Origin of the sequence: uncultured Phascolarctobacterium sp., from assembly GCF_905212365.1 — a bacterium.
In the GTDB taxonomy this organism is placed as follows: Bacteria; Bacillota; Negativicutes; order Acidaminococcales; family Acidaminococcaceae; genus Phascolarctobacterium_A.
In genome coordinates this window covers 1-17,470 of sequence record NZ_CAJMEH010000048.1, presented here as the reverse complement: position 1 = coordinate 17,470, position 17,470 = coordinate 1, and the positions used below count along the sequence as shown (strand labels likewise).

At 50.2% G+C, this 17,470-nt stretch carries 20 protein-coding genes and 3 pseudogenes; 17 read left to right on the top strand and 6 right to left on the bottom strand.

The window, feature by feature from the left end; translation table 11 throughout:
- The 5 genes and pseudogenes from QZ105_RS07885 to hisB form a co-directional block, all read left to right on the top strand.
- A pseudogene (locus QZ105_RS07885) lies at positions 1–307 on the top strand (hypothetical protein); the annotation flags it as partial.
- An 18-nt stretch (positions 308–325) separates the two neighbouring features.
- Positions 326–976, top strand: a complete 651-nt coding sequence (gene hisG, locus QZ105_RS07880; protein ID WP_293729320.1) for an ATP phosphoribosyltransferase — start codon at positions 326–328, stop codon at positions 974–976.
- Between the two features lie 2 nt (positions 977–978).
- Positions 979–2,328 carry a histidinol dehydrogenase gene (hisD, locus tag QZ105_RS07875; protein WP_293729318.1) on the top strand — a complete coding sequence of 450 codons (1,350 nt, stop codon included), beginning with the start codon at positions 979–981 and terminating at the stop codon, positions 2,326–2,328.
- A 1-nt stretch (position 2,329) separates the two neighbouring features.
- Positions 2,330–3,535: an aminotransferase class I/II-fold pyridoxal phosphate-dependent enzyme gene (locus QZ105_RS07870; RefSeq protein ID WP_293729316.1), complete on the top strand. Its 1,206-nt coding sequence runs from the start codon at positions 2,330–2,332 to the stop codon at positions 3,533–3,535.
- Positions 3,532–4,116: an imidazoleglycerol-phosphate dehydratase HisB gene (gene hisB / locus QZ105_RS07865; RefSeq protein ID WP_293729314.1), complete on the top strand. Its 585-nt coding sequence runs from the start codon at positions 3,532–3,534 to the stop codon at positions 4,114–4,116. Before QZ105_RS07870 ends, hisB begins: the two co-directional genes overlap by 4 nt.
- A gap of 71 nt (positions 4,117–4,187) precedes the next feature.
- Here hisB and QZ105_RS07860 read toward each other — a convergent pair whose 3' ends face one another.
- A complete protein-coding gene (locus tag QZ105_RS07860; protein WP_293729312.1) occupies positions 4,188–4,382 on the bottom strand; it encodes a hypothetical protein in 195 nt (64 codons plus the stop codon).
- A 38-nt stretch (positions 4,383–4,420) separates the two neighbouring features.
- Positions 4,421–4,777 (bottom strand): PD-(D/E)XK nuclease family transposase, encoded by a 357-nt coding sequence (locus QZ105_RS07855; protein WP_293729310.1) that lies wholly within the window; start codon positions 4,775–4,777, stop codon positions 4,421–4,423.
- A 360-nt stretch (positions 4,778–5,137) separates the two neighbouring features.
- Here QZ105_RS07855 and hisH point away from each other — a divergent pair, with 360 nt between their 5' ends.
- The 10 genes and pseudogenes from hisH to QZ105_RS07805 all read left to right on the top strand — a co-directional run bounded on the left by hisH (position 5,138) and on the right by QZ105_RS07805 (position 13,511).
- Complete coding sequence (hisH, locus tag QZ105_RS07850) at positions 5,138–5,749, top strand: imidazole glycerol phosphate synthase subunit HisH (protein ID WP_293729308.1); 612 nt, start codon at positions 5,138–5,140, stop codon at positions 5,747–5,749.
- Positions 5,746–6,474 carry a 1-(5-phosphoribosyl)-5-[(5-phosphoribosylamino)methylideneamino]imidazole-4-carboxamide isomerase gene (hisA, locus tag QZ105_RS07845; protein ID WP_293729306.1) on the top strand — a complete coding sequence of 243 codons (729 nt, stop codon included), beginning with the start codon at positions 5,746–5,748 and terminating at the stop codon, positions 6,472–6,474. Before hisH ends, hisA begins: the two co-directional genes overlap by 4 nt.
- A 1-nt stretch (position 6,475) precedes the next feature.
- Entirely contained in the window at positions 6,476–7,234 is a 759-nt protein-coding gene (hisF, locus tag QZ105_RS07840) for an imidazole glycerol phosphate synthase subunit HisF (RefSeq protein ID WP_293729304.1), read from the top strand.
- Between the two features lie 33 nt (positions 7,235–7,267).
- Positions 7,268–7,573: pseudogene (gene hisI / locus QZ105_RS07835) on the top strand (phosphoribosyl-AMP cyclohydrolase); the annotation flags it as partial.
- 185 nt (positions 7,574–7,758) lie between these two features.
- Complete coding sequence (locus QZ105_RS07830) at positions 7,759–8,331, top strand: tryptophan transporter (protein ID WP_293729300.1); 573 nt, start codon at positions 7,759–7,761, stop codon at positions 8,329–8,331.
- Positions 8,332–9,204 (top strand): ABC transporter ATP-binding protein, encoded by an 873-nt coding sequence (locus QZ105_RS07825; RefSeq protein WP_293729298.1) that lies wholly within the window; start codon positions 8,332–8,334, stop codon positions 9,202–9,204. It abuts the gene before it with no gap.
- Entirely contained in the window at positions 9,204–10,004 is an 801-nt protein-coding gene (locus tag QZ105_RS07820) for an energy-coupling factor ABC transporter ATP-binding protein (RefSeq protein ID WP_293729296.1), read from the top strand. Before QZ105_RS07825 ends, QZ105_RS07820 begins: the two co-directional genes overlap by 1 nt.
- Position 10,005: 1 nt before the next feature.
- Positions 10,006–10,680 (top strand): energy-coupling factor transporter transmembrane component T, encoded by a 675-nt coding sequence (locus QZ105_RS07815; protein WP_293729294.1) that lies wholly within the window; start codon positions 10,006–10,008, stop codon positions 10,678–10,680.
- 377 nt (positions 10,681–11,057) lie between these two features.
- A complete protein-coding gene (locus tag QZ105_RS07810; protein WP_293729292.1) occupies positions 11,058–12,347 on the top strand; it encodes a hypothetical protein in 1,290 nt (429 codons plus the stop codon).
- Between the two features lie 123 nt (positions 12,348–12,470).
- On the top strand, positions 12,471–13,511 hold the full coding sequence (locus tag QZ105_RS07805) for a hypothetical protein (RefSeq protein WP_293729290.1): 1,041 nt from the start codon (positions 12,471–12,473) through the stop codon (positions 13,509–13,511).
- 270 nt (positions 13,512–13,781) lie between these two features.
- Here QZ105_RS07805 and QZ105_RS07800 read toward each other — a convergent pair whose 3' ends face one another.
- Together QZ105_RS07800 and relB are read right to left on the bottom strand one after the other, a co-directional pair.
- The gene (locus QZ105_RS07800; protein ID WP_293729288.1) at positions 13,782–14,048 is read right to left on the bottom strand and encodes a type II toxin-antitoxin system RelE/ParE family toxin; all 267 of its coding nucleotides are present in this window, start codon (positions 14,046–14,048) and stop codon (positions 13,782–13,784) included.
- Positions 14,045–14,266: a type II toxin-antitoxin system RelB family antitoxin gene (gene relB / locus QZ105_RS07795; protein WP_293729286.1), complete on the bottom strand. Its 222-nt coding sequence runs from the start codon at positions 14,264–14,266 to the stop codon at positions 14,045–14,047. The genes QZ105_RS07800 and relB overlap by 4 nt, the downstream gene beginning before the upstream one ends.
- Before the next feature lie 77 nt (positions 14,267–14,343).
- On the opposite strand from relB, the pseudogene QZ105_RS07790 reads away from it, so the two are divergent.
- A pseudogene (locus tag QZ105_RS07790) lies at positions 14,344–14,436 on the top strand (hypothetical protein); the annotation flags it as partial.
- Positions 14,437–14,765: 329 nt separating this feature from the next.
- A complete protein-coding gene (locus QZ105_RS07785) occupies positions 14,766–16,040 on the top strand; it encodes a DUF4143 domain-containing protein (protein WP_293729285.1) in 1,275 nt (424 codons plus the stop codon).
- Between the two features lie 188 nt (positions 16,041–16,228).
- On the opposite strand, the gene trxA is transcribed toward QZ105_RS07785, so the two are convergent.
- Positions 16,229–16,537, bottom strand: coding sequence for a thioredoxin (trxA, locus tag QZ105_RS07780; RefSeq protein ID WP_366936020.1), 309 nt, complete (start codon positions 16,535–16,537; stop codon positions 16,229–16,231).
- A 150-nt stretch (positions 16,538–16,687) separates the two neighbouring features.
- The coding region (locus QZ105_RS07775; protein ID WP_293729283.1) for an FAD-dependent oxidoreductase at positions 16,688–17,470 on the bottom strand (783 nt) is incomplete at its 5' end.

Genomic DNA, 17,470 nt, shown 5'->3' with positions numbered 1-17,470 from the left:
CGGCAAGTCCATGGAATACATGGACCCCTTCACCAACGAAACGTTCGTTCCTTACTGCGTAGAGCCTTCCCTCGGCGCGGACCGCGTAGCGCTGGCCTTGGAGCGCAGCGGCCTGGTCGGCGCCGTGCGCAGCTGGGACGTTCTGGTGGCCTGGAGCGAGGGCAAGCTGCCGGAGGCTATCGCCAAGGCCACGGCCTTGCGGGGCGAGGGGCGCAGCGTAAAGCTGTGTACCGAAGCCATGGATTTGGCCGCCGCTGCCGCCGCCGTCAAAGAATACTGCTGCAGCAGTTTAGTTTATGTAGCCTGAGGAAAGGTAGGAAACGCAATGGACGAATATATTACTATAGCCTTGCCCAAGGGCAAGCTGTTTGATAAAGCTGTGCGCCTGCTGGCTCAGGTTGGCTACAGCGCGGAAAATGTTACGGAGGATTCCCGCAAGCTGGTCATCAGCAACGAGGAAACCAAGGTGCGCTTCATAATTGCCAAAACGGTGGACGTGCCCACCTATGTGGAATACGGCGCCGCCGATATCGGTATCATCGGCAAGGACGTGCTGCTGGAGCAGGATAAGGACGTAGTGGAGCTGCTGGATTTGGGATTTGGGCGCTGCCGCCTGATGATGGCCGTGCCGGAGGCCAAGCTGTGCCCGTCGCTGAAGGATTACGCCCATCTGCGGGTGGCGACGAAATATCCCAACTGCGCCAAGGCTTATTTTAATAAATTGGGCATTCAAACGGAAATCGTCAAGCTGAACGGCTCCATCGAATTGGGTCCCATCGTGGGCCTCAGCGAAATGATTGTGGATATTGTAGAAACAGGGCGCACCCTGAAAGAAAATAAATTGGCCGAGGTGGATTCCATTTTTACCGCCACGGCCCGGCTGATCGCCAATCGCGCCAGCTTTAAGCTGAAATTTGCCAGACTGCATAAGCTGGTGGAAGATTTGCGTATTGTTTTAAATGAGGAGGAAAAATAAAAATGCAGGTTACCGACGCCAGAAAAATGAACGCGGCCGAAATCGCCGCTTTGATGAAGAAAAAATCCTTTGACGAGGTGGAGCTGTCCCCGCGGATTCAGGCGGGCACGGACGCTATGTTCGGCAGGCACATGACCGCCGCTCAGGTAGTGGAGCAGATTGTGGCCGACGTGCGCGCCGAGGGCGACGCTAAATTATTTTATTACACTCAACTGATAGACAAGGCGGAGCTGACGCCGGAAAATATCCGCGTTACCGAGGAAGAATTTGCCGAGGCCGAAGCTATTGTAAAGCCGGAGGTGAAGGCTGCGCTGCAGCGGGCCATCGCCAACGTGATGAAATTTCATGAGGAGCAAATGCCCAAAACCTGGCTCACCAACCGTCCTTACGGCTCGCTGCTGGGGCAGAAGGTAACGCCGGTGGATTCCGTGGGCATTTACGTTCCCGGCGGCACTGCCGCTTACCCCTCGTCCGTGATGATGAACGCCTGCCCGGCGAAGGTCGCCGGCGTGCCCCGCATCGTCATGGCCGTACCGCCCGGAAAGGACGGCAAGGTCAACGCCAACGTGCTGGTCACGGCCAAGCTTATCGGCGTAACCGAAATTTATAAAATGGGCGGCGCGCAGGCCGTAGCAGCGCTGGCCTTCGGTACGGAAACCGTACCCAAGGTGGAAAAAATCACCGGGCCCGGCAATATTTTCGTTACGCTGGCGAAAAAAGCCGTCATCGGCCATGTGGATATCGATATGCTGGCAGGCCCCAGCGAAATTTTAATCGTGGCCGACGACAGCGCCGACCCGGTTTACCTGGCCGCCGATTTATTAAGCCAAGCGGAGCACGACCCGCTGGCCTGCGCTATTCTGGTAACGGACAGCGAGCGCGTGGCTAGCGCCGTAGCTGCGGAAATTGAAGTGCAGCTGGATAAGCTGCCCCGTAAGGAAATCGCCGGAACGTCGCTGGCCCAGGCCGGAAAAATTATTTTGGCCAAGGATTTGGACACGGTAATCGAAATGGCTAATTTATCTGCGCCGGAGCATTTGGAAATTATGACCAAGGCGCCCTTCGAGGTTATGCCCTACATCCGCAACGCCGGAGCTATCTTCATGGGCGCTTATTCGCCGGAGCCTTTGGGCGATTATTACGCAGGCCCCAATCATGTGCTGCCAACCGGCGGCACGGCTAAATTCTATTCCGTGCTCAACGTGGAAACCTTTATGAAAAAAACCAGCATTATCGCTTATACGGCAGAGGCTCTTTTTGCCGCCGCCGACGACATCATCACCCTGGCGGAGGCCGAGGGCCTCGAGGCTCACGCCAACGCTATCCGCAAGCGCGTAGGCAAGGAGAAATAAAATGCAAGAGTTTTCTGTACGCAAAAGCATTCAGTCTATGGAGGAATACGCCGTAGAAAGCGTAGCCGCCGATATCATCGTCAACGCTAACGAAAGCAATTACCCGCTGCCGCAGGAGGTGGCCGCCGCCATAATGGCGCGCACGGCTCACTTCCCCTTTAACCGCTATCCGCCTATTAAGGGCGAAAATCTTTGTCAGGCCATTGCCGACGAGCTGGGGTTGGACGCGGACTGCGTGAAGGTGGGCAACGGCTCCAGCGAACTGCTGGAAAAGGCTTGCTACGTATTCGGCGGACCCTGCAAAAAAATCGCCGTGCCCTGGCCATCGTTTTTCATGTACGGCGAATACTCCGACCTCAGCGAAAGCGAAACGCTGCGCTATCCGCTGACCGAGGAGGGCTATGTAGACGCGGACGCGGTAATCGCCTTGTGTAAGGAGCAGCAGCCGTCTTTGCTTATCGTCTGCAATCCCAATAACCCTACGGGCAATTACAACAGCCTGGCCGCGATGGAAAAAATTATCGCCAACGTGGATTGCCCCGTGATTATGGACGAGGCTTATATGGAATTTGCCGACGGCAAGGAGCTGCCGCCCAACGATATGCGGCCCCTGCACAAGCTGTGGCTGGTGGCCGGTTCCACCATGAGCCTTGTGGGACGCTACAGCAACCTTATGGTTTTTCGCACCTTTTCCAAGGCTTACGGCCTGGCGGGACTGCGCTGCGGCTACGTCGTGGGCGCTGCGGGCTTAATGCGCCAGCTGGGCAAGGCGCTGCTGCCATATCACGTCAACGCTTATAGCCTGATGGCGGCAAAAACCGTTTACGAAAATAAAGAGCTGTACAAGGCGCGCATTAAGCTGATCCGCGAGGAGCGCGATAAAATGGCGGCTTATATGCAGAAGCTTGGCCTGAGAGTCTGGCCGACGGCGACTAATTTTGTGCTGCTGCGCGCCGAGGGACGGCTGATGCGGCAGCTGGCGCAGCTGTATGCCGCTAAATACGATGACAAGTTAAACGAACAGGCTGCCAGCGGCAAAATGCTTTTTAAATATTTATTGCAAAACAGCATTTTAGTGCGCGATTTTACCGGCCATCCCGTACTTACGGGCTGCCTGCGCATCACCGTGGGACTGCCGGAGGAAAATAAACGGATTCTGGCCTGCCTGACGGAGCTGTGCATCGACGCGGAGGGAGGTAAGCTATGAGAAGCGGTACGGTAGAACGCAAAACTTTGGAAACCGGTGTCAGCGCGGAATGGTGCTTGGACGGCAGCGGCAGCTGCGACATCAATACGGGCATCGGCTTTTTTGACCATATGCTGACACTGCTGGCCAAGCACAGCTTCAGCGACCTTACGGTGCAGGCTGTGGGCGATTTAGACGTGGACAGCCACCATACGGTGGAGGATTGCGGCATCGTGCTGGGGCAGGCCTTAAAGGAAGCCGTGGGCGATAAAGCGGGGATTCACCGCTACGGCAACTGCTTTCTGCCAATGGATGAGGCGCTGGTGCAGGTGTGCCTTGATTTCAGCGGCCGTCCTTATCTCGTTTTTGACGCCGATATCCCTAAGGTGCAGCTGGGCATTTACGACGCGGAAATGACCGAGGAATTTTTCCGGGCCGTGGCCGTCAACGCTGGGCTGACGCTGCACATCCGCGTGCTTTACGGCAAAAATACGCACCATATTATTGAAGCTATATTCAAGGGCTTCGCACGGGCTTTAGCCGAAGCCGTGGCTCTGGACAGGCGCGTTCGCGGGGTGATGAGCAGCAAGGGCAGCCTGTAGGAGCAATAAAAAGCTCCGTGCATTCTGCTTGCAGAGTATGCACGGAGCGTTCTGGAGCCATAAACGAGGATTTATTCTGTAACCTTTAGCTTGTTGGCCTGGGCTAAGGCGTAAATTTCTTCCTTACTCAAATCAGAAAGCGTTAATATTTGCGCTAAGGAGTATTTTTCCTTGAGCATCTTTAGCGCTATTTCGTGATTGCGCTTTTCACGCTCTTCGGCGCGCCCTGCCATACGCTCGTCCTTTAATCTAGTAGACAGTACCATAAATTCTCGCCTCACTTTCTTGTCCTGCCGCAGCCTTATTACCTCCGCTTCCACTTCCTGCGTGAAAGCGTCCGTAGGAATGTGGTCACGGACTGATAATAGCGCGTGCGTTTCGGCAGCAGCGGTTCGCCGATAGTTTCGCCCAAAATATTTTTAACCTGCATTTCCAGATTATAGCGGGTGTGTTTAGCGTTGTCAATGATTACGTCCAAGCGCACGCCCCTGCTGTCGTAATAGGGGTCTACGGTCTGCTCCGTTTCGGTGTAAATAATATCGGCGATTTTCCTTTGCATAATGGCGCTGACTAATTTTTGGCAGAGCCGCTTATTCTGCATAACTTTTTTGAACATAAAATCGTTGCTGATGGGCAGATTTTCAAATTTATACTGCGTCATATTGCTTCTCCTTTAATTATAGCATATTTTGTGTAAAAGCGTTGGTGGAAATTACGGCGTCATGGCATCCAAAATAATCACTCCTTTGACTGAAAATAAAAAAAGCAGTACCGCCGGTTACTGCCAAAGATGTAACCGTATTGGTACTGCTAAGCTGCGTATAAATTTTACGCAAGCATTGCGGCGCGCTGGTGTGCGCTGCCGTTTACTGCTTTTTTAGTTTTTAAGGATCTAATATATTATAATTATAACAGGGATTGTCGCTTAGGACAAGCGGGAGCTGCCAAAGTTGAGGCAAAGCAAGGCAATAATACTATCCTTATTTCGTTTATTTATTTTTTATTTAAGGAGAACAGCTTAATGAACAATAAAATCACGATTATCGATTACGGTATGGGCAATCTGTACAGCGTCAGCAACGCCGTTGCCGCAGTGGGCGGCGAGCCGGTGGTGACACAGGACAGGGACGTTATCGCCGCTGCCGAAAAAATTATTCTGCCGGGCGTGGGCGCTTTTGGCGACTGCATGGCTAATCTGCAAAAATCCGGGCTGATTCCCGTAATTATGGACGCTTTGCACGGCGGCAAGCCATTTTTAGGAATTTGCCTGGGAATGCAGGTGCTGTTCGAGGGCAGCGACGAAGCGCCCGGAGTAGCAGGGTTAGGCTTCTTTAAAGGGCAGGTAAAATATTTAAGCACTTCTTATAAAATTCCTCACATGGGTTGGAACAAGCTGGCTTTGCGCAGCCAGTCGCCTTTAATGAACGGTGCGGAGGGGCAGTACGTGTATTTCGTCCACAGCTTTCACTGCGTGCCGGAAGACGCGTCGCTGATTACGGCGGTCTGCGATTACGGCATGGAGGTTACGGCTTCCGTGGGGCGCGGCAACGTGCAGGCCTTTCAATTTCATCCGGAAAAATCCAGCCGGGCAGGCATGAGCCTGCTGCGGGCTTTTAAGGAGTGGAATTTATGATTATTTATCCTGCTATCGATATTCGCGGCGGACGCTGCGTGCGTTTGACCGAAGGGCGCTTTGACGCCGAAACTGTTTTTGCCGACGATCCGGCGGAGATGGCTCTTAAATGGGCGGACTGCGGCGCGCAGTGGCTGCATTTGGTGGATTTGGACGGCGCTTTAGCTGGCGAGGGCAAAAATTTGCCGGTTATCGAGCGCATTCTGCAAAGCGTTAAGCTGCCGGTGCAGCTGGGCGGCGGCATCCGCAATATGCAGGCCATCGACAAGCTGCTGACAATGGGCGTACAGCGGGTTATTTTGGGCAGCGCGGCGGTGAAAAACCCAGAGCTGGTGGCCGAAGCCTGCCGCCAATTCCCCGGCCATATTGCTGTGGGCATCGACGCGAAAAACGGCGACGTAGCCATCGAGGGCTGGGGGCAGGGCAGCGGTGTGGCTGCCATGGAGCTGGCCAAGCAGATGGCATCTTACGGCGTGGATAAGATTATTTTTACGGATATCAGCCGCGACGGCATGTTAAGCGGCGTTAATGCGGAGGCGACGGCGGCTTTGGCCCGCGCCTGCGGTGTGGAAATTATCGCCAGCGGCGGTGTGGCTTCGCTGGAGGATATCCGCCGGGTGAAAGCGGTGGAAACAGACGGTGTAACGGGCTGCATTATCGGCAAGGCTATTTATACTGGAGCTGTAGATTTGCGGGAAGCTTTGGCTTTGGCGAAGGAGGAATAGCATGCTGACGAAAAGAATTATTCCCTGCCTTGACGTGAAGGAAGGGCGCGTGGTGAAGGGCACTAATTTTGTGGGGCTGCGCGACGCCGGCGACCCGGTGGAGCGGGCTGCGGCTTACGACGCGGAGGGAGCCGACGAGCTGGTGTTTTTGGATATTACGGCAACCTTTGAGGAGCGTAAGGCTATGCTGGACGTTATCCGCAAAACTGCGGGGCAGGTGTTCATGCCCCTGACAGTGGGCGGCGGCATCGGCAGCGTGCAGGATATCCGCAGCGCTTTGTTGGCCGGAGCCGATAAGACCTCGCTGAATTCGGCGGCGGTAAAAAATCCGCAGCTGATTGCCGAGGGCGCGCGTATTTTTGGCAACCAGTGCATTGTGCTGGCTATCGACGCCCGCCGCTGCGGCGAAAATAAGTGGGAAGTTTACGTGCAGGGCGGGCGCAAGCCTACGGGTATCGACGCCGTGGAGTGGGCCAGGCGTGGCGTAGCCCTGGGCGCAGGCGAAATTTTGCTGACCAGCATGGACGCCGACGGTACGAAAAACGGCTACGATATTCCACTGACGAAGGCCGTGAGCAGCGCGGTCAACGTACCCGTTATCGCCAGCGGCGGCGCGGGACGGCTGGAGGACTTTTACGACGTTTTGGCCGAGGGGGGCGCGGACGCGGTGCTGGCGGCTTCGGTTTTCCATTACAAAACCTTTACCATCCGTCAGGTTAAGGAATATCTGCGCAGCCGCGGCGTTGAGGTCCGGTTATAAAACGCGCTGCCGTTTAGCAAGGAGGAGATGCTGATGGAGATAGATATTTCGCAGATTAAGTTTGACTCCAGGGGGCTGGTGCCGGCCGTGGTGCAGGATGTGAAAACCAATGCCGTGGTGATGCTGGCGTATATGAACGCGGAGTCGCTGCGCAAAACTATGGCGACAGGGTATACCTGGTTTTGGAGCCGCAGCCGTCAGGAGCTGTGGAACAAGGGCGCTACCAGCGGCAATTTGCAGAAGGTGGTGGAGCTGGTTTACGATTGCGACGGCGACGCCATTTTGGTTAAGGCGGAGCAAACCGGCGTAGCCTGCCACACGGGGGCTTATTCCTGCTTCCACAACGAGCTGTGGCGCAGAAAATAAAAGTGTATTTATGTAACAAAAATAGACGCTAACTTTTTTTGCGGCGTCTATTTTTATTTTTTGCGATACAAAACGCAAGTATTATAGTATAATTAAACCGTCTATAATTTTCGGCGATTATAAAATGCAATCCATTTTGGCAAAGAGAGGCGTTATTTATGAATGAAAAAAGCAAGCCTGTGCCGCAGCTCATCGAGGTGGAGCCCATGCAGGAGGGCTACCGCTGGGTGGCGATTACCGCTATGCTGCTGGCCATCGGCATTATTCTGCATACGGTGAGCCCCAATGTGGGCGGCGTTACTCCTAACTGGACTATCGCTATGTATTCCATCGTTATCAACCTGACGCGGCCCAAGTTGACTCAGGCTGTCGGCATCGGCTTTATTGCGGGGCTGACGCTGGTGCCTTCGTCCAAATCTGCCTTTCCCTTGGGCAATGTAGCCAGCGAGCTGGCCGGGGCGACTGTTTGCTGCCTGCTGGTTAAGGCTATGTTCAGCGCCGGTTTGGTCGAATGGAAGCTGCGTCCCTTTGTGACGGGCTTTTTGTCGACCATGACCAGCGGCGGCGTTTTTACTTTTATTTTGAAGCTGGTGCTGGGGCTGCCGCTGCACGTTTGGGTTTTCGTAATGCTGCCCGTAGTAGCCGTGGTCGGCCTGCTCAACGGGCTCATCACCTTCTTCCTTTATGCGCCGGTGCGCAAGCTGTTTTATGTGCAGGAGGGAGGCAAGTAAATGGAAAGCGTCATCAAGCTGCAAAATTTTTACTTCGCATATAAATCCTCCGACGCTTTGGCGCTCAAGGATATAAATTTGGAAATCAAAAAAGGTAGCTTTACTGTGATTACCGGGCCCAGCGGCGCGGGCAAGACCACGCTGTGCAAGGCGATTACGGGCATCGTGCCCTATTATATGGGCGGGCGCTACAGCGGCGAGGTAGAGGTGCTGGGCGCAAGCACTAAAGGTAAGCGCGTTTCCGATTTGGCAATGCGCGTGGGCTTTATTATGGAAGATTACGAAAGCCAGCTGGTTTCTCTGACTGCGGGCGAGGAGGTGGCCTTTGCGCTGCTGAACCACGGTTTTGCGCCGGAGGAAATTGCCGAGCGCACCAGTCGCGCTTTGGAGGACGTGGGCTTGCCGGGGCGCGAAAGCTATCAGTTGGACGAGCTGAGCGGCGGGCAGCGGCAGCGTTTGCTGCTGGGGGCGACGCTGGCCGTGCATCCGGAAATTATCGTGCTGGACGAGCCTGTTTCAGCCATGGACCCGGACGGCGCGCAGTCGCTGTATAAATTGGTTTACGATATTCACCAGCGCTACGGCACGACCATCGTAGCGGTGGAACACCGCATGGATTATTTGCTGCCGTACGTTACCGACATGATTGTGCTCAAGGAGGGCGAGGTGGCGGCTGCCGACGCTTTTGAAGCCGCCGCGCCCAAAATGTACGAGGATAAGGCGCTGCGCCCGCTGCTGCCCGCGCTGTGGCAGATTAAGCTGGGGCTGGAGGAAAAGCTGCCCGTGGATTTGGGCGATTGGCGCAGCGAGCAGGACGCGCTGGCCGATTTTAAAACCTATGGTATCGTCGCTAAGGAAGGGAGGGCTGACTGATGCTGGAGGCTAAGGACGTAAATTTTGCTTACCTGCGTGGGCAGCCTGTTATTAACGATATGGATTGCCTGATTAACGACGGCGAATTTGTGGCGCTGCTGGGACATAACGGCAGCGGCAAAACTACGCTGAGCCGTTTGTTTATGGCGCTGTGCCATCCGCGCAGCGGGCAGATTCTGGTGGACGGCGAGGATATCGTCAAGTGCGAGCCCGCCGATTTGGCCGATAAAATCGGTTACGTTTTTCAGAATCCTGATTTGCAGATTTTGGAGGACACGGTGTTCGACGAGGTGGCTTACGGCCCCCGCGCCAAAAAGCTGACGGAGGAAACCATTAAGCGGCAGACGCTGGAGGCGCTGGATGCTATGGGACTGACGGAGCTGCAAAAGGAATATCCGCGCCTGCTTTCCTTCGGGCAAAAGCGCCGTTTGGGCGTGGCCGCAGCGTTGGCGCTGAACCCGCGTACGTTAATTTTAGACGAGATTACCAACGGGCAGGACGCGCTGGAAAAGGAAGGCATGATGCGCTACCTGCAGGCCATTAACGAGCAGCGGGGCATTACCATCGTATTGATTTCGCACGATATGGATATTGTGCGGCGCTACGCCAAGCGCGCCATTGTGCTGCACAACGGCTGCAAAGTGTTCGACGGCACGCCGAAAAAACTTTTCGACGGCAGCCAGCCGGTAGAAGGCTGGGGCCTGCGCTGCCCGACGGTGGCTTCGCTGGCGGCGGCTTTAGGCGTGGACGCCGCTGCGCCCGAAGAATTTATCGACGCCGTTGGGAAGGGGGCGGAATGAGATGAAGCTGACTGCCTTTACAAAAATTATTGTGACGCTGGCTATCACAGCCTGGGTTTTCATCCTGCCGGTGGAAGCGGTGGCGACGATTTTGGTTTTGGAGCTGGCGCTGCTGCTGTACATCAAGCACGACCGCATGACCATGGCGGCGCTGGGCGGTTTAGCAGTGTTCACGGGCATGATGGTGCTGCTGCAGCTGATTTTCGGCTCGCCGTTGGACGTATCGCTGGCAGGCGGCCTGCGCATGCTGGTTATGACCATCGCCTTTTTGTGCTTGCTGGCCAGCACGCGCGTTCAGGATATCGCTAAATCTTTAGTGGACCGCTTTCGGATGCCCTGCGAGTACGCCTTTATGCTGACGACGGCGCTGCGCTTTGTGCCTAACTTTCTCACGGACAGTGAAATTACGCTGGATGCGCAGAGCTGCCGCGGCTATTCCAATCGCGGCAATGTGGTGAAGCGCTTTTTGGCTTATTTAGTAGTTATCCGTCCGCTGGTAATGCGGGCGGTGGCAAAGTCGGAAACGCTGGCGCTGTCCATGGAGCTGAAAGGCTTCGGCAGCAATACTTATAAAAATATGCCCCAGGAGCCGCTGAGCGCAGGCGACTTTTTCGTACTGCTGCTGGTAATTATTCTGAGCGCTTATCCGTTCTGGAAGCATATGCTGGCGGCTTGAAAAATTAGCAAGCGCCAGGATCGCGCTTTTTCAGCGGCAGAATGCTGCCGCTGAGCGCAGGGCGAGAGTAAAAACGAAAAATAAAAAAGACTGCCGCAAGGAAAATTCCTTTGTCGAAACGACAGGGGATAATCCTTGCGGCAGTTTTGATTTTGTTTTTCAAAACGTGTCGTTGTTTTGATATTGTAGCTTATATAGTGAATTCCTTTAGAGAGGTTTGTGTTGGCGTGCAGCAGCCGGCGCGTTAGCGCTGCAAAGCAAAAGTCGCTCGACACGACTTTTGTTTGACAGGGGGGGACGAGAACTTATAATAAAAATATACTAGCCAGTTGATGGTTGAGTAAAATAAAAGAGCGTTTTGAAGGTAGGGTAATATTATGAATTATAGCGGTAGTAGCAGTAAAGCTGAGATTCGTTCTGCGTTTTATCATGATAAATGCGATAAATATGATTATTTAATTTTCGTTGGCTGTGGAGCTGTAGTTGGTTTAGTTGACATCTTTTTTGTCGGCGATCCGGCGAATAGCGAACTGAAACCTTGGTCTGACGTGCAAGTAGATAATGCAGTTATGTCTTTTGCGAGGCGTTGTGGGTGGAATCCGCGAGAAGGAAAAGAAAACAATGTTGCTAGCGCAATAGGCAAATTAGAGCAAACATTTCGGGTGAATTATGACCAACAGCATTCTGGCAAGGTTGGTAATTTATTTAAGATGTCTACTAAAAATCACCACATGAAATCGTTAGGTCACTCACCTGATCCTTTAGGTTTGTTCTTTTCTATACTAAATCAATTCACATCAACTTCAACATTCTTAAGCGACGGGCAGTTGATAACAGTTCAAACGGAAACTTTTGAACTGAAAGGAAAAACTTTTATATCTAAGGTATATTGTGGAATGGTAAATTGGCTAGGGCATATTATGTCCGATATTGCCGGTAGTTCCGGCGCGGTAGGAAGAGGAAGCGGTATCACAATTCCTTTTTACGAGTTGTTTCAATTATGTGATTTTGGTTCTTTTGAAGTTGATAACAATAGAAACACTTTGGCACAATTAGCTACTAAAGTATTTGAGCAAGGCTACGACGCTCGCTTTGGCTTAACAATGGCTATACCGGTTATACTGTGTGATTTATTGATAAAATTAGTTTGGTCTATTAAACATTATTTTTATCATAAGCGGCCTTTGGCAGAATGTATTCCGAATAAACAGCATGACGATTTACGGGTTATGCTGATTTTTGGCAACGGAACTTTATGTTTAATGGATGGGGCTGATGCTGCGCTTCGTTCCGGCGGAAGTTGGGTAAATTTTTTCTTGAGAATTAATCTTATTGCATGGTTTAGGTTGGCGTACTTGGTATTAAGAGAATTATGTATTCGATCTAATCTTAGTTATTCGTTGCAAAAGCAGCTTGACGCCTATATCAGGATTAATGAAGCGTTGACTGTATATATAACGCAGCTGCAGAAAATAGATTTTGAACGCTTTAGGAGAGAAACAGCTTTATATAGGCAAATGTTAAAGTGTCTGGAGAATGTCAATAATGAAAAAGATTTAAAGGTCTTACTGAAAATTGAATATAAGGAAATGGGGATAGCATTGCCTTATCAAGGAAACTTCGACGAATTTATGAATGATAAAAATTCTATCTTGGAGTTCAGATGACGCATCGATATGATTTGTATAGCGCTAATTAAAATGAGCGCAGTTCAACGAACATAATTTAGATTATGATTTGCATATAAATTTAATTATGCATATTATGTAAAGGAAAGGCGGAATTAAATTATGGCATTACCAATAATTTTAGCAGCTCTTGCTGCAGCAGCAGGCGTGGTAGGCCTCAACAAAGGAGTAAAAGGGGCTAAAAAAATAAAACAGGCCAAAGATATAGCCCGGCAAGCTAACAGTCGTCATGAAATGAATATAAGAAAGTTTAAGAATAAAAATATAGCGACTAGTAACAGCATGGATAATTTAGGAAAGCTGGAATTAGAAATCTTGCATAGCTTTAAAGATTTTGCTAACGTATTTGAAAAGATAAAGAATAAACCACATTTCCAAAGTTATTCTAAAAACGGCGTTACTTTGCCTGAATATGATCCTGAAAAATTAGAAGAAGTATCTATTGGCGCAGGCATACTTTTAGGCGGGTTAAGCGGCGCAGCTTTAGGTACTGCTGGCGGTTTTGCAGCTGCAGGAGCGACAACAGCTACTGTAATGGCCTTAGGAACTGCTTCTACGGGGACGCCGATAGCGTCGTTGAGCGGTGCGGCGGCAACGAACGCTACCTTGGCAGCCTTAGGCGGCGGACCTATTGCTGCTGGAGGCGGGGGAGTGGCTTTAGGCACTACTATTTTAGGCGCGTCAACATTAGGTGTTTTCTTACTTGTAGGCGGTGTGATATTTAGTTTAGCAGGAAGCAAAATGCTGGATGATGCTGACGATGTATGGAAACAAATGTCAGAAGCAGAAGCTAAAATTAATAAAATTTGCTCTTATTTAGCCGAATTGAATACTATGTCGAATAATTATCAGAATACGCTACGCGACGTTAATAAAATATATGTAGAGCATTTCAAGCAACTAAAAAATATTGTCTTGTATTTGGGGCATGAAGATTGGAAGTGTTTTACGGAGGAGGAAAAGCTTTTAACTCAAAATACAGTTCTTTTAGTTGGCTTGCTTTATAATATGTGTAAAGTTGAATTTGTCTTGAAAAATGAACTAGCAGATGGCATGAACGCTATTAATAAAGATGCTATTATAAAATCTATGGAAAATGCGGAAAAAGTAATTGCCGATAATTTTTGGAATTGGCTAAGTTAGCTTGCAGGAGCGCGCAACTAACAAATGTGACGTAATTATTTCTGTAGAAGAAGCCGACAAAATTTTAATTGAAAACCAGCGTTCCGGTTTCTTAAATAGTTACGCGGTCGTTTTTGAAAAATAAAAAACTCAAAGGCCTGCGCTTTTCTGGCGGCGAAACGCTGCCGCCAAACGCAGGGCGAAAGTAAAAACGAAAAATAAAAAAGACTGCCGCAAGGAAATTTCCTTTGTCGAAACGACAGGGGATAATCCTTGCGGCAGTTTTGATTTTTAATCGTAAAGTTCTCGCCGGTGGCCGACGGATAAAGCTAGGATAACTAAGCGCTCGTCTTCTATAAGGCAGATAAGGCGATAGTCGCCGATGCGGTAACGCCATTGGCCGCTTCTGTTCGCCGTGAGCGCTTTCCTTTGTTGACGAGGATTTTCGCAATCTATAAGATGCTTTTCAATCCACGCTTTAATCATGCGCTGCGTATAGCGGTCCAGCTTTTTAAATTCCTTATCGAAGCGCGCTGTTGTTTTGACGCTGTAGCTCATAAATCGAGTTCCTTCCATAAATCGGCAATAGGCCTGCTCTTTTTGCCGTCTTTAACGTATTCGGCGTAAGCGTCTTGGGCTATGGATATGTCATATTCATCTTCGATGCGTTCAAATAAAGCGCGTTTGAAGGCTTCGCCTAAGGATAAGGAATGGAGCTTAGCATAGCTTTCGGCCAGAGATTTTTCTTCCTGGGTTAATCTAATGGAAAAGCTCATATAATCAACTCCCTTCTTGTAGTACATTGTACTATGACGAGAAAAATTTGTCAATAAAGGTAAGTTGTACGGTTACTTTGCTGGCTTTCTCGGCGTTCCCCGAATTGAAGCAAGTTATTTTGGTGGACGAGGACGTGGATATTTTCGATATGAAGGACGTTATGTGGACGAGGCCGCGGCTGCTGATATCGAATTGCTGAGAGAAAATTTAAAAGCATATTGGAGCAGTGTGTTGAGTTTTTGCTTGGACTGGAAAAGCAATAACCAAAAACAAAATCCGTCCTTCATATCGAAGGGCGGATTTTGGTATAGGCTACAGCTTTTGGCAAAAGCGTAACTACATAATTGATAAAACGCCGAAAAATATTCCGCCAAAACGCCGAAAAATATTCCGCCAAAACGCCGAAAAACATTCCGCCAAAACGCCGAAAAATATTGATGCATTAGTTTTTGCTTGCTATAATAATGGTATCGGTTAAAGGTGAGGGAGGGACATTTTTTGCAAGTCTATAAGAAACGTATTGCTGATAATATTTTAAGGCGTAAACTTGAAGGTAAAGGAGCGGTGTTGATCGAGGGACCTAAATGGTGTGGTAAAACGACTACAGCTGAGCAAATAGCATTAAGCGTTCTCTATATGGATGATCCGGAGACTAAAAGTCAGAATATAGCAATGTCTGAACTTAGTCCTAAAAGATTACTTAAAGGTAAGACTCCTAGATTGATTGACGAATGGCAGCTTGCGCCGAAATTATGGGATGCCATAAGATTTGAGGTAGATCATAGAGGAGAGCTGGGGCAGTTTATCTTAACGGGGTCTGCAGTTCCGCCTGATACTAAAGATATCGCACATTCTGGAACCGGTAGGTTTGCCTGGCTTACTATGCGGCCTATGAGTTTATATGAGTCCGAAGATTCGACAGGTGAAGTAAGCTTAGGAAATTTATTTGATGGCTTAGAAGATATTGACGGGGAATCAGATATCAGTATTGAGCGATTAGCTTTTTTGATTTGTCGTGGTGGCTGGCCTAAGGCGGTTGGGTTACGTGATGAAATTGCATTGGAACAGGCAATGGATTATGTTGATGCCGTAGTGCATAATGATATAAATCGTGCGGATAATTCAAGGAAAAATCCGGAACGAGTAAAGCGGCTTATGCGTTCTTATGCAAGACATCAGGGAGCGCAAGTACCTGTTACAGTTATAGCAAGAGATATTTCTGTGAATGAGGATTATTCCATAAATGAGGATACTGTAGCTGCGTATCTGGATGCGCTGCGAAAGATTTTTGTAGTAGAAGATATGCCTGCGTGGAATCCTAATTTGCGTTCAAAAACGGCCATACGGTTTTCTGAAACGCGGTATTATATTGATCCGTCTATAGCAGTAGCTTCTTTAGGTATTGGGCCAAATGATTTGTTAAAAGATCTAAATACCTTTGGGTTTCTTTTTGAAACGCTTTGTGTTAGGGATTTGCGAATATTTGCTGATGCTTTGAATGGTAGTGTATATCATTATCGGGATAAGGATGGATTGGAATGTGATGCTGTAATCCATTTAAGAAATGGACAATATGGTTTGGTTGAAATTAAGTTGGGCGGTGATAAGCTAGTGGAAGAAGGAGCAATAAATTTAAAGGCTCTTAAGAATAAAATAGATGATAACAAAATGCTACCAGCCTCTTTTTTAATGGTTCTTACAGGTATAGGCAAGTATGCTTATCGTAGGTCAGATGGAGTTTATGTTGTTCCTATTGGATGTCTAAAAGATTAATAACGAGATCTGCATTAGTAATGTCTTTGATGTGTCCTACGCCGACGTAAACGGGAATCCTAGACGCCCTTATTGCGTCGCCTAGTTATCTGTCAAAGACAGTTCTGATCTGGGTATCAAAATATTAACGCCGTCGGGCGGACGCAGATGAAATGCGTTTTGCCGGGCGGCGTTTTCCTTTTGCAGTTTTATTCTGTCAATGCGGCCAGCGCTTGCTTGTCGTGCAGGCCGACGGCAGATTTTGCCAGCTTGCCGTTTTTGAAAACGAGCAGCGTGGGGATGGACATGATGCCGAATTTTTCGGCGAGTTCGCCGTTGGCATCCACATCTACTTTTGCTACCTTTACTTCGGGGTGTTCCGCCGCGAAAGCTTCTAAAATCGGGCTCTGCATGCGGCAGGGGCCGCACCATTCCGCCCAAAAATCTACCAGGACGGTTTTGTCGCCGGCGAGTACTTCGTCCGCAAAATTAGCGGCTGTGATTTCTAATGCCATGATGATTCGCTCCTTTTAAAATTTGATTTTAAATATTTAACGGCGACTCCATATCTCGCATCGCAAACGCAATTCGCAGCGTATTTTATGCGCTTATGCGCTAAAATTGCTATTCGCTTTAAAATATAAGAATCGCTTTTTGCATTTGGAATTTTATTTTGCAACGCTTTGCTCGCGGATAAATTTAATGGCCGCAAGCCCGGCGCGAGCGCCTTCGTGGACGGCCTTGGCGATTTGCATAAGGCCGCCTGTGCAGTCGCCTGCGGCGAACAGGCCGGGAACATTGGTGGCGCAGTTTTCGTCAATGCGGATAAAGCGCCCGTTAAGCTGTGCGCCAAGCTTGCGCGCTATGTCGGCGCTGTCCGCCGTGCCAAGCGCGATAAAAAGTCCGTCAACTGCCAGCGCGCTGCCGTCGGCAAAAATTATGCTTTGCAGTCTGCCTTCTCCCGTCAGCGCCGCTAAAGGCTGCGCGATGGCGGCGAAGCCTGCGCTAAGTGCCATTGAATCGTCCTTGCCGTTGGTTAGTACGGTTACGGATTTCGCCAAATGCTTTAAATATTCCGCTTCGTGCAGGGCGTAAGCGCCGCTGCCTGCGACCGCCACGCGCTTATTGCGGAAGAAGAAGCCGTCGCAGACGGCGCAGTAGCTGACGCCCCTGCCTTCCAATTCCGCCAGGCCCGGCAGGTCGAGCGTAATGTTTTTTGTGCCGGTGGCGAGGACGAGCGCTGGCGCGGTCAAGGCTGCGCCTGCGTTTTTCAGCGTCAGCGTAAAGCCGCCGGTATATTCTACGCCCACAACTTCGTCCTGAATAATTGTCGCGCCCAGTTTACGCGCTTGTTCCAGACCGTCGGCGTAAAGCTTCAGGCCGCTGGCGGCAGCGCCGTAATAATTTTCAATTTTATGGGCGCGGGTTAAGGCTCTCGGCCCGTTTTCGAT